Raw genomic sequence first — 11,208 nt, 5'->3', positions numbered from 1 at the left:
ATTGCTTGGCTTCCCGAACGACGAACGGTGAAGGCCCGGTCCGCCTTCGGGCGGATCAAAAGGTCCAGTGGACCTTTTTAAAGGGCCGAACGCCCGAACGGTCCGGAGCGACAGCGAAGGGCCGGACAGCGGGCGCTAGCTCCTCGCCGGCCCAACATCAGATCAACGACTTCGCGTCAAGCAACTGGAGCCAGATGCCCATGACGAAAACAACGATCCCGGTCCATCTCGACATCAACGGCGACCTTCACGGGCTCGACATCGAGCCGCGTGTGACGCTGCTCGACGCCCTGCGCGACCGGCTCGGCCTGACCGGAACCAAGAAGGGCTGCGACCACGGCCAGTGCGGCGCCTGCACCGTGCATGTCGACGGCGAGCGCGTGCTGGCCTGCCTGACGCTGGCCGCACAAGCCGAAGGCCGCACCATCACCACCATAGAGGGGCTTGCACGGGAGGGCGAAATGCATCCCGTGCAGGCTGCCTTCCTCGAACAGGACGCCTTCCAGTGCGGCTATTGCACGCCGGGCCAGATCATGTCGGCGGTCGCCTGCATCCGTGAGGGCCATGCCGGCTCCGACGGCGAGATCCGCGAATACATGGCCGGCAATCTCTGCCGCTGCGGCGCCTATCCGCACATCGTCGCCGCCATTCGCCAAGCCGCCTTGGAGGTCGCATCATGAGGGATTTTTCGTATGTGCGCGCCAACTCGGTCGATGCGGCACGCCAAGCGGCCGCCCTGCCCGGCGCCATGCTCTTGGCCGGCGGCACCACGCTGGTCGATCTCGCCAAATGCGGCGTCGCCGAGCCCGAGACGCTGGTCGACATCGCTCATCTCAAGGGGTTGGACAGCATCGAGGTGAACGAACGCGGCGCCACCATCGGCGCGCTGGCCAGGATGAGCCATGTCGCCGACCATGCCGACATCAAGAGCCGCTTTCCTGCGGTGTCGGAAGCCCTGTGGCAGGCGGCTTCCGCGCAGATCCGCAACATGGCGACCATCGGCGGCAATCTGATGCAGCGCACGCGCTGCCCCTATTTCCGTGATCCCGGGAATTTCTCCGCTTGCAACAAGCGGGAACCCGGCAGTGGCTGTTCGGCCATAGGCGGCGTCACCAGGGGCCACGCCGTGCTCGGCGCCAGCGACGCCTGCATCGCCATGTATCCAGGCGACCTCGCCGTGGCGCTGGTCGCCTTCGACGCAACAGTCCATCTCGGCGAGCGTCAGATCCCGGTCGACGATTTTTTCCTGCTGCCCGGCACCACGCCGGATAGAGAACATGCGATCGAACCGGGCGAGATGATCACCGCCATCGAGATCCCCGGCTCGTCCTCTGCCCGGCGTTCGACCTACCTGAAAATCCGCGACCGGCAGTCCTATGAATTCGCGGCGGCAAGTGCCGCTGTCGGCATAGAGTTCGAACCCGACGGCCGAACGATCCGCGATTTGCGGGTGGCGCTTGGCGGCATCGCGACCAAGCCGTGGCGGGCGCGAGCCGTTGAGGCAGCCTTGATAGGCAACGCGCTGGAGCCGGACGCAGTCCGCGCCGCCAGCCTGCTCGCAGTCGAAGGCGCCGTTGATCACGGCGCCAACCACTACAAGATCGAACTGGCGCCGCGCGTCGTCGCCCGCGCCATCCTCAAATTGGGAGAGACGGCATGACCGTTCACAACATCAGGCATGGAGCGTCCGACGGCGCTTTTGCCGAAGCCGTCGGCGGCCGGCTGTCGCGCGTCGACGGCCCGGCCAAAATCACCGGCGCGGCGAAATACGCCATCGAGCAGCAGCTCGAAGGCCTCGCTTACGCCGTGCTGGTCGGGAGCACGATTGCATCCGGCAAGGTGCGCGCGATCGACACCAAGGCAGCCGAGGCCGCTCCCGGCGTGCTGCAGGTGCTGACGCCGGACACCATCATCAGCCTGAAGACCGCGGCGGACTGGTTCGGCACACCGCCGCCCGACAAGCCCTATTGCCCGCTCGCGCGCGACATCACCTTCTCGGGTCAACATGTCGCTGCCGTGGTCGCCGAGACCTTCGAACAGGCGGTCGCGGCGGCGGCCCTGGTCAAGGTCAGCTATGACGAGACGCCTTCCATCGTCGACCTCAGCGACGGCAAGGCCGGCGACGGCATCCCGATCGACGCCATGACCAAGGAATGGGGCGATGCGCAAGGTGCGTTCGCCTCGGCACCGGTCCGCATCTGCGCCGCCTACAACACGCCGCGCGAATACCAGGCGCCGATGGAGCCGCATGGCCTGATCGCCCGCTGGGAGGGCGACAAGCTCACCGTGTGGGAGCCGAGCCAATGGCTGGATGGGATGGCGCGCACCTATGCCGAATGGTTCGGCGTGCCGTTCGAGAACGTGCGGCTGGTCTCGCCCTATATTGGCGGCGGCTTCGGCTCCAAGGCACTGGCGCTCAGCCATGGCGCGGTGGCCGCATGTGCGGCCAGAATGCTCGGCCGGCCGGTGCGGCTGGTGATGACGCGGCCCCAGACCTTCACCGGTTACGGTGGTCGCGCCGCGACGCGGCAGACGGTGACGATCGGCGCCGACGCTGACGGAAAGATCCAGTCGATCGTGCATCGCGGCGTCAATGAGACCTCCATCGACGGCATGTGGGTCGAGCCGCTGGGATCGGTCACCTCGATCATGTATGCGACGCCGAATTTCTCCTCGAAGCAGAATGTCGTGCGGGTCAATTCGGTGGTGCCGGGCGCCATGCGCGCACCGGGCGAAAACCCCTCGGCCTTCGGCATCGAAAGCGCCATCGACGAGCTCGCTTACGAGGTCGGCATCGATCCGCTGGAAATCCGGCTCCGGAACTATGCCGAGCAGGATCCGCATGCCAAAAAGGCTTGGTCTACCCGGCAGTTGCGCGAGGCTTTTGCCGCAGTTGCGGAGCGCTTCGGCTGGGCCAGGCGCTCGCCCGAACCGCGCTCGATGCGCGACGGCACCCAGTTGATCGGCTGGGGCGTCGCGGCCGGCACCTATCCGGTTCGGCGCGCCTATGGCGAGGCGATCGTGCGTATCCTGGCCGACGGCTCGGTCGAGGTCGAAAGCTCGTCGATCGACATGGGCCAGGGCACCTACACCATTCTGGCGCAGACCGCCGCCGAAACGGTCGGCGTGCCAGCTGACGACGTGGTGGTGAAGCTCGGAGACTCCCGCTTTCCGCGTGCCGGCGTCACCGGCGGCTCGCGGCTGGCCGGCGTCATGACCGGCGCCGTATACAAGGCCGCGAGCTCAGCGCTCGACCAGTTGGTGGGCCTTGCCATCAGCGATCCGCGGTCGCCTTTCCACGCGCTGCAGGCCAACACGCTGGTCGTCGCCAATGGCCGCATCGCTTCGCCGCGCGGCGACGGCCCCGATGTCTCGATCGCCGAACTGCTCAAAAGCGTCGGCCGCGACCACATCGAAGCCACCGGCGACACCATGCCGGAAAACTCGACGCCAGAGGAGCGCTACAAGAACTACACCACCATCGCCATGGCATTGCCGCACACCGAGGGCGACTATTCCCGCCACTCCTGGTGCGCGCATTTCATCGAGGTGCGCGTCGACGAGGATTTCGGCACGGTGCGTGTATCGCGTGTGGTGTCGGCGCTGGATTCGGGGCGGCTCTACAACCCGAAACTTGCCGAAAGCCAATGGAAGGGCGGCATCATCATGGGCATCGGCCAGGCACTGCTGGAAGAAGGCATCGTCGACCGCCGCCACGGCCGCATCGTCAATGACAACCTCGCCGATTACCTCGTGCCGACCAATGCCGACATCCCCGACATCGAGGAGATCTCGGTCGGCATCCCCGACCTGCATTCCTCGGTGCTCGGCGGCAAGGGCGTTGGCGAACTGGCCATTGTCGGCGTGGCGCCGGCGATTGCCAACGCGGTGTTCCATGCGACGGGAAAACGCGTGCGGGATTTGCCGATCACGCTGGAGAAGCTGATTTAAGGGCGGTGGCCCATCTCCCCCTTGAGGGTCCCCTTGTGGGGAGGCCAGGCCGCAGCTTCGGGCGGTGGTGCTCCCTCCACACTTTCACCTTCAGCACTCGCGCAACCATCAAGGGGTAAGACCATGAGCGACATCCATTTTGGCACCGGCAAAATGCCCCCTGAAAACATTACCCCCCTCAGCATCGCCGACTGGCTGTGCCTTGCCGCGGCCATAGCCGAAACCGAGGCCCGCCACGCGATCCGAAAACCGCTGACCCGGACGACGAGCCGTGACTTCCTTATGCAGGTTTTCTGCTCCGTTGCTGCTCAAAGCCCAAATCGGCAAGACCGCGCTCCACGAAGCCCTCAAAGCCGAAAAATTAGCCACATCCACCGTCAAACCGAAATGGGTTCTTCTGGTGACTCCATGGCTAACCAGTTAACCCGACGCTACCCATCGAGGGCGCTATCATATTGATCTCGGTCAACGGGCGGCGGGTATGCGATGCGCGGCCACAGGAGCGGCCGCGCATGACGGGATTATCCGCTTAAGCCGCGGTTTCGGCGCCGGCCTCGCTTTGCGCGGCATAGTGCGCAAATGTCGCCTTGAAGCGGCCATTGACGTATTCGCCCGACGTGATCGGAGGGTACTTCGCAGGATGATCCTCATCAATGCAACTGGGAAGCACCTCGATCACGGCATCATAGTTTGGACCGAAGAAGAACGGGATCGAATAGCGTTCTTTGCCGGAACGGTTCACCGCGCGGTGGACGGTCGAGGCGAAAAGGTCATTGGTCCAACGCGCCATCTGATCTCCCACATTGACGACGAAGCAGCCGGGGACGGGATCGGCCGCAATCCACTCGCCTGTTGCATTCAGTACCTGCAAGGCTGAAATACCATCCTTCTGGGCCAGGATCGTGAAGCACTCATAGTCCGAATGCGCCCCAATGCCGATCTGTCGGTCATCGATCTCGCCAAACTGCGGTGGGTAGTGGAGCACCCGCAAAGTTGCGAGCGGCTTGCCGACCAGCAGGTCAAAATATGTCTCCTCCAACCCCAGAGCCAGAGCAAAGGCATGGAGCAGGTGGCCACTCAGCGTCAGCATCTCGGCATGGTAGGCTTCCAATGCCGTTCGGAATTCCGGCCTGCCCGCTGGCCACTGGTTGGGACCGTAGAGTACTTTGCCGGCCTTCACGTCCGGATCGTCGGCTGGCACATCCAGCGCAATATCATAGGATTCGTGCAGGTCTCCGCGCGCGGTCGGATCCGTATTCTCCTCCAATATTGCCGCATAACCGCGATTATTCTTTGAATTGGAAACGTGATTCTCCATCTTCACGTCGTCGGATTCGGCGAAATACACCTCCGCCACCTCAAACGTGGCATCGATGACATCCTTCGGAACGTGATGGTTCTTGATATAGAGGAAGCCGACTTCCGTGCAGGCCTCGCGCAGTTCCTGGGCGAGCTTTCGCTTGGCCGCCTCGTCGCCTGTGAACATGGGCTCGAGATCAATGATCGGGATCTTGTCGAAGCTGACACGCTGCGGGTCGAGTCCTCCCCCTTTCATTGCACGCGCGCCGTTGCCGGTTTCAAGGACCTTCATTTTTCTGTTCCCTTTTCTTGCTGGCTTGCATCGAAAATTGTTTCGACGTAGTAGCGCGGCCCCGTGAAAACGAAGCCGGGCGAGAAGTAGCGGCCGCAGACATCCATGAACGCGGTCATCTTACGCGACGGAGCGTGCGGGCGCGATATGCGGATGCTGACCCGCTTTTCCGCGGACTCCCATGTGTCGAGCAACGGAATGAGGTGGCCGCGTTCACACTCGATCGTGGTGAAGAAGTGCGGTAGATAGGCAATGCCCTCGCCCGCAACGGCGAAGTACTTGATAGTCCAGTATTCGTTGGCGATCAGGTTGCTGCGCGGCAAGATACTTTCCTGCGCGGTACCTTTCTGTAGCCGCCAGTGCTGCAGGCCCGCCGAGGTGCGATAGACAATGCCCTGGTGTTCCGCCAAATCGGCGGGTTTTCGTGGCATCCCGGCACGCTCGACATAACTCTTGCTGGCAAAGAGTGCGAATTTTGCGGTGGAGAGCGTTTCGCCGCCTTCGATACCTTCGTCCCATGAAATCACGGCGTCGAGCATATCGAGGCTCTCCGGCGCGTAGAGAACGTGCGGCGAAAAGAAGGTGAGTTCGATTTCCACCTTGGGGTAGAGCTTTCTGAACGCCATGAGCATCTGCGTGTAGTAGGCCGTGCCGAACTCCCCCGTGGCGCCGATCCGCAAGGTTCCGGTCACGTCGTCGCTCAGTTCCGTCACGGCGGCCCGCGCCGTATCGCAGCTTTGCAGTATCTGCCGCGCGTGCCCGAGCAGGGTTTGCCCTGCCTCCGTGAGCAACAGGACACGGCCGGAGCGCTCGAACAGAGCGACCTTCAGATCGTCTTCAAGCTGCTTGAGCCGAAGACTGAGCGTGGATTTGGGCAGGCCGTACAACTTCGCCGCGGCGGACAATGACCGCAGTTCCGCGATTTTTACAAATGATGCCAGAGCATCGGTGTTCATTTGATCGTTCACATTCCTGTGCAAAATGCCCAAAAAATGAGCATGATTATTTTTGTTGCATGAACGAACGTAATCGGCTGTTATGCACTGCACAAGAGCCAATTCGCTTTTGCCAAATCAAAAAAGACGCTCCGGCGGCAATCGTCACCGTGCAGGGAAGCTGCATGGGCGCGGCATGCTTCCGGCTGAGAAAAACAAAGAAAACAAGGGGAACCACGAAATGAAAGAGCGCAACACGAAGCCGTCCGGCTCAGTTCGCCTGTTCGCGGCGGCGGCCACGGTTTTCGCATCCTGTGCTGCGTCCGGCGCATATGCCTTTACTCTGGAAGGGTCGCCCAAGGTCGCGTTCATCTATGCAAGTTCAGCGCAAGACGGCGGATGGAACGAAGCCCTCGAGGCCGGCCGCAAGGCCGTGGAGGAACAGCTACAGGTGCCTGTCTCGGTGACGGAGAACATACCGGAAGAGGCCACGAAGCTGCGCGCGGCGATCGATCTCTACGTCAAGCGCGGCTTCAACATCATAATCGGCACCACCTATGGCTACAGCGCCCCAATGGCCGAAGCGGCCAAAGCCTATCCGAATGTGGCGTTTCTCAGTGCTTCGGGCACGGAGAATGGGGCCAACATGGAAAGCTTCTATGCCCGCACTTACCAGGGTTGGTACCTTGCAGGCATCGCGGCAGGACAGGCGACGAAGACGAAGAAGATCGGCATCCTCGCCGGCTTTCCGGTCGGCGTGGTGAACTGGGATATCAACAGTTTTGCACTCGGGGCCCATTCGGTCGATCCTACGATCGAAACGGTCGCGGTCTTCGCCAACTCCTGGTGGGACCCGGTGAAGGAAGGGCAGATCGCCCAGGCCATTCTCGACCAGAAGGCCGACGTGCTCGCCACGAATCTGAGCGCGACCTCGGCGCTCGACGCCGCCGAAAAGGCAGGCGTTCCTTCGATAGGCTTTCAGCTCGACATGTCGCATGCCGCGCCGCGAACGATCCAGACCTCGGTCATCTTCCGCTGGGAGAAATATCTTGTGCCGACGATCAAGGAGATCATCGACGGCAACTGGAAACCCGAGGAATACGGCGCCTTCGAAGGCCTTGAAACCGGCGTGGTCGATCTCGCTCCTTTTGGCCCCTCGGTTTCCGAGGAGACCAAGGCAAAGGTCGAGGCAGCAAAGCGGGAGATCATCACCGGCAAGCTTGATCCGTTCCAGGGCCCTCTGAAAAAGCAAGACGGCACCATCGTTGTCGACGCCGGCGGGAAAGTCGACGATGCGGCGCTCTGGTCGATGGACTATTTCGTCGACGGTGTCATCGGCACCATGCCGGCGAAGTAATGACGACGGCGCTTCCGAAGGCAGGAGACATGCGACAACCGCCGGGCACGCCGGCGGCTCTGTTGATGCGCGGCATAGGCAAGTCGTTTGACGGCAAAGCCGCGCTCCGCGATGCGTCCTTCTGTCTCGAATGGGGGGAGGTGCATGCCATCGTCGGTGAGAACGGTGCAGGCAAGTCCACTTTGATGAACGTGGCGGCCGGCGTCTATGTAGCTGACGGGGGCGACCAATCGATCGACGGCGGAGCGATCAGTTTGCGCAGCCCGCTGGAAGCCGCCGCCGCCGGTCTCGGCATGGTCCATCAGCATTTCCGGCTGGTCGAGAGTTTTACGGTTGCCGAAAATGTTCTCCTCGGCTTCGGTCGCAAGGCTGCTGTGAAAACGCTGAGCGATGCGGCGGCGATCGTTTCCGCCAAGTCGAGCGAGATCGGCCTGCCCGTCGATCCGCACAAGCTGGTAGCGAACCTTTCGATCGCCGAACGCCAGCGCGCCGAGATCATCAAGGTCATGCTTCTGGGCGCCCGAATTCTGGTCATGGACGAACCGACGGCGGTGCTGACCGACGAGGAAGCGCGCACGCTTCTCTCTTTTGCCCAGCGATTGTCGAGGCAAGGTCACGCCGTGGTTCTGATCACGCACAAGTTCCGGGAGGTTGCCGCTTTCTGCGACCGGGTAACGATCATGCGGCACGGCGAGACCGTGCTTGACGGTGCGCGGGTTGCGAACGTCACCGAAGCGGAGGTGGCGCGGCTGATGGTCGGCGATGCCTTGACGGTTGCGGGCCGGCCGTCATCTCGGCCGGGCGATGTGTGTCTGAGCGTGGAAAGGCTTTCCGCACGGGCGACCGCTCACGGGCAAAGCCTGAACGATCTCGGGTTCGAGCTGCATGTCGGCGAAATCCTTGGCATCGCCGGCGTCGGTGGAAACGGGCAGGAGGAACTCGTTGCCTGCCTTCTCGGACTCGACCGTGCCGGTGCCGGCGCGATCGTACTGGATGGCCAGGACATATCCACCGCCAAGCCAGACCAGCGCCGCGAGGCCGGCTTGCGCGTCATCCCCTCCGACCGCTTTGACAGCGGGTTGATCCGGGAGCTTTCCATTGCCGACAATCTCGCGCTCACGACCGTCGCCAGCGGTAGCTTCGGCGGTCCGTTTCTCCTGAGCCGGCGGGCGATGCGCGAGAAGGCCGCCGAGGCCATCGATGCGTTCGATATCCGCGGCGCGACGCCGGAACGGCCGGCCTCTTTGCTCTCGGGAGGAAACGCGCAGAAAGTGTTGCTCGCGCGGGAGCTCGATCACGGCCTGAAGGTTCTCATAGCGCATTCCCCTTCTCGCGGGCTGGACATGAAAGCGGCCGAGTTCGTCCGATCGGCGATCCGCGGAGCTATGGAAGCCGGCGCGGCCTGCCTTCTGATCAGCGAGGATCTCCAGGAGGTCATGTCCCTGTCCCATCGGGTGGCCGTCATGAACAGAGGAAGGATCGCCGGCTGCCGTCAGACCGGCGACGTCACGCCTGAGTGGATAGGAGGCCTTTTAGCAGGCCATGCTTGACACAGCTTTCCTTGTTCGCAGGCAAAATCCCGGCTTCTTGTTGACCAGTCTCAGTTATGTTGGCGGCCTGTTGGTCGGGCTGACGGTTTCGGCGGTGCTGCTCGTGCATGCGGGCGTGCCGGCAAGCGCTCTTGTGGATGAGTTCCTGATTGCAACTTTTCTGACCTCGGACGGCCTCTCCCAGACGGCGACGGCCGCTTTACCGTTGGTGCTAGTCGGCCTCGCCTCCGGCGTTGCCATGCGCGTGCGGTTTTGGAACATCGGCGTGGAGGGCCAGCTATGGCTCGGCGCGATCGCGTCAACCTGGGTGGCGCTGAACGGCAGCGGGCCTGAAGTGCTGAGGTTGCCGACGATGTTCGTTCTGGCAGCGCTTGCGGGAGCCGCCTGGATTGCGATTCCGCTTTTTCTGAAACTCAAGTGGGGCGTTAACGAGGTTATTTCGACCCTGCTGCTGGGAAGCGTCGCGTTTCTGCTAGTGCAGCATCTTCTGTTCGGGGTCTGGAGAGACCCTTCCAACAGCTTTCCCGTGACCGCCACCTTTCCCGAGGCGAGCTGGTTTCCCGTTCTGGGATGGGGGCAGTTGCATGCCGGAATCTTCCTGGTCGCCGTTATCGCATTGTCCATCTGGTTCGTCATGGAACACAGCCGGGTCGGCTTCTACGCGGATGCTGTAGGTTTCAACGCCAAGGCCGCGCTCGCCACGGGCCTGCCGGTGCTCAGCATAGCCGTGGGGCTCGTGCTGCTCTCCGGCGCTCTCTCAGGCGTTGCCGGCATGATGATCGTGGCGGGGACGGAGCACCGCCTCAACCAGTCCGTCGGCAACGGCTATCTCTTCAGCGCGATCGTGATCGCCTACCTGGCCCGCGCGAAGCCATTGTGGGTGGTCGTGATCTCTTTCGCGCTCGGCGCGGTGTTCACCGCCGGGAATGTCCTGAAGGTTTTCTACTCGATCTCCGAAGCGATGATCGTGCTGATGCAAGGCGCGGTACTGATGTCGATTTTGATGGCGCAGTTCTTCAGCTCCTATTCGCTCAAACGGCCCAAGAACTAGGAAGGGGCAGTTGCATGGATTTTCTGATCGGCTGGATTGCCATCATTCCGAGCTATGCGGCACCGTTGCTGCTGGCGAGCCTCGGCCTCATTATCTGCGAAAGAGCCGGCGTTCTCAATCTTGGAGCGGAAGGGCTCATGGCGGTCAGTGCCATGACCGGCGCGATGACGGTGCTTTCCGGAGCCGATCCTTGGGTTGGTCTTGCCGCCGGCTCAGCGGCCGCGATGGCTCTCGCTCTGCTGTTTGGAATATCGACAGTCGCCTTGCGCGCCAATCATACGCTCGCCGGCCTAGCCGTCGTCGCAATCGGACTGGGCATCACCGGGGTCGTGGGGCGACCCTACGTGCAGAAGACCTTTTCTGGCATTTCCACACTTGGCGACCTCTTCGGGATAGACCGCGGTTCGGCATTCGGCCGCATTTTCGCGGTGCAGGACCCGGTTACGCTGGCGCTGCCGACCCTGGCCGGCGCGCTCTGGTGGTGGCTTTCCAAAAGCCGACATGGCCTCAGGTTGAGGTCCGTCGGGGAAAACCCGGCCGCCGCGGATGTCGCGGGTATCGACGTGCAACTGGTTCAGTTCGGGGCTGTCCTGGCGTCCGGGCTGTTTTGTGGTCTCGCCGGAGCCTATCTCTCAGTCGCCACAAGTCATGTCTGGGTGGAGGGAATGGTCGCGTCGCGCGGCTGGATTGCCGTTGCGCTCGTCATCTTTTCGCGCTGGAACGCGGCTCGAGCTCTCTGGGGTGCGCTTCTTTTCGGAAGCGCGGATGCGCTT

Annotated in this window: 10 protein-coding genes (1 of these 10 running past the window's edge); 8 read left to right on the top strand and 2 right to left on the bottom strand. The window is 62.7% G+C overall.

Annotated elements, in window-relative coordinates; genetic code table 11:
* Window positions 1-200: 200 nt before the first annotated feature.
* The 4 genes from EOC06_RS16400 to EOC06_RS16385 all read left to right on the top strand — a co-directional run bounded on the left by EOC06_RS16400 (window position 201) and on the right by EOC06_RS16385 (window position 4,410).
* The gene (locus EOC06_RS16400) at window positions 201-680 is read left to right on the top strand and encodes a (2Fe-2S)-binding protein (protein WP_128308262.1); all 480 of its coding nucleotides are present in this window, start codon (window positions 201-203) and stop codon (window positions 678-680) included.
* A complete protein-coding gene (locus tag EOC06_RS16395; protein WP_128308261.1) occupies window positions 677-1,660 on the top strand; it encodes a xanthine dehydrogenase family protein subunit M in 984 nt (327 codons plus the stop codon). The genes EOC06_RS16400 and EOC06_RS16395 overlap by 4 nt, the downstream gene beginning before the upstream one ends.
* The gene (locus tag EOC06_RS16390) at window positions 1,657-3,951 is read left to right on the top strand and encodes a xanthine dehydrogenase family protein molybdopterin-binding subunit (RefSeq protein ID WP_128308260.1); all 2,295 of its coding nucleotides are present in this window, start codon (window positions 1,657-1,659) and stop codon (window positions 3,949-3,951) included. Before EOC06_RS16395 ends, EOC06_RS16390 begins: the two co-directional genes overlap by 4 nt.
* A gap of 123 nt (window positions 3,952-4,074) precedes the next feature.
* Window positions 4,075-4,410 (top strand): hypothetical protein, encoded by a 336-nt coding sequence (locus EOC06_RS16385; protein ID WP_128308259.1) that lies wholly within the window; start codon window positions 4,075-4,077, stop codon window positions 4,408-4,410.
* A 70-nt stretch (window positions 4,411-4,480) separates the two neighbouring features.
* Here the strand turns inward: EOC06_RS16385 and EOC06_RS16380 are convergent, their stop codons facing one another.
* Complete coding sequence (locus EOC06_RS16380; protein ID WP_164898615.1) at window positions 4,481-5,542, bottom strand: isopenicillin N synthase family oxygenase; 1,062 nt, start codon at window positions 5,540-5,542, stop codon at window positions 4,481-4,483.
* On the bottom strand, window positions 5,539-6,498 hold the full coding sequence (locus EOC06_RS16375; RefSeq protein ID WP_127268795.1) for a LysR family transcriptional regulator: 960 nt from the start codon (window positions 6,496-6,498) through the stop codon (window positions 5,539-5,541). Before EOC06_RS16375 ends, EOC06_RS16380 begins: the two co-directional genes overlap by 4 nt.
* 220 nt (window positions 6,499-6,718) lie before the next feature.
* On the opposite strand from EOC06_RS16375, the gene EOC06_RS16370 reads away from it, so the two are divergent.
* The 4 genes in view from EOC06_RS16370 to EOC06_RS16355 are tightly spaced (at most 14 nt apart) and all read left to right on the top strand, a layout consistent with a single transcriptional unit that may run on beyond the window.
* Complete coding sequence (locus EOC06_RS16370; protein ID WP_164898614.1) at window positions 6,719-7,834, top strand: BMP family ABC transporter substrate-binding protein; 1,116 nt, start codon at window positions 6,719-6,721, stop codon at window positions 7,832-7,834.
* Entirely contained in the window at window positions 7,834-9,384 is a 1,551-nt protein-coding gene (locus EOC06_RS16365; protein ID WP_128308258.1) for an ABC transporter ATP-binding protein, read from the top strand. The genes EOC06_RS16370 and EOC06_RS16365 overlap by 1 nt, the downstream gene beginning before the upstream one ends.
* Window positions 9,377-10,435 (top strand): ABC transporter permease, encoded by a 1,059-nt coding sequence (locus tag EOC06_RS16360; RefSeq protein ID WP_127270302.1) that lies wholly within the window; start codon window positions 9,377-9,379, stop codon window positions 10,433-10,435. Before EOC06_RS16365 ends, EOC06_RS16360 begins: the two co-directional genes overlap by 8 nt.
* Window positions 10,436-10,449: 14 nt before the next feature.
* Window positions 10,450-11,208: the 5' portion of an ABC transporter permease gene (locus tag EOC06_RS16355; protein ID WP_128308257.1), read on the top strand. It continues 180 nt past the right edge of the window; 759 of the gene's 939 nt are visible here — the first part of the coding sequence; it begins with the start codon at window positions 10,450-10,452; its stop codon lies beyond the right edge, outside the window.

The organism is Mesorhizobium sp. M7A.F.Ca.MR.362.00.0.0, assembly GCF_004023175.1.
Lineage (GTDB): Bacteria > Pseudomonadota > Alphaproteobacteria > Rhizobiales > Rhizobiaceae > Mesorhizobium.
This window is presented reverse-complemented; position numbering and strand designations above follow the sequence as displayed.

What these genes read in the sequence shown, in the direction of transcription:
- EOC06_RS16360 (WP_127270302.1), top strand. Translation starts at nt 9,377, where the DNA reads ATGCTTGACACAGCTTTCCTTGTTCGCAGGCAAAATCCCGGCTTCTTG.
- EOC06_RS16370 (WP_164898614.1), top strand. Translation starts at nt 6,719, where the DNA reads ATGAAAGAGCGCAACACGAAGCCGTCCGGCTCAGTTCGCCTGTTCGCG.
- EOC06_RS16395 (WP_128308261.1), top strand. Translation starts at nt 677, where the DNA reads ATGAGGGATTTTTCGTATGTGCGCGCCAACTCGGTCGATGCGGCACGC.
- EOC06_RS16380 (WP_164898615.1), bottom strand. Translation starts at nt 5,542, where the DNA reads ATGAAGGTCCTTGAAACCGGCAACGGCGCGCGTGCAATGAAAGGGGGA.
- EOC06_RS16365 (WP_128308258.1), top strand. Translation starts at nt 7,834, where the DNA reads ATGACGACGGCGCTTCCGAAGGCAGGAGACATGCGACAACCGCCGGGC.
- EOC06_RS16375 (WP_127268795.1), bottom strand. Translation starts at nt 6,498, where the DNA reads ATGAACACCGATGCTCTGGCATCATTTGTAAAAATCGCGGAACTGCGG.
- EOC06_RS16400 (WP_128308262.1), top strand. Translation starts at nt 201, where the DNA reads ATGACGAAAACAACGATCCCGGTCCATCTCGACATCAACGGCGACCTT.
- EOC06_RS16385 (WP_128308259.1), top strand. Translation starts at nt 4,075, where the DNA reads ATGAGCGACATCCATTTTGGCACCGGCAAAATGCCCCCTGAAAACATT.
- EOC06_RS16390 (WP_128308260.1), top strand. Translation starts at nt 1,657, where the DNA reads ATGACCGTTCACAACATCAGGCATGGAGCGTCCGACGGCGCTTTTGCC.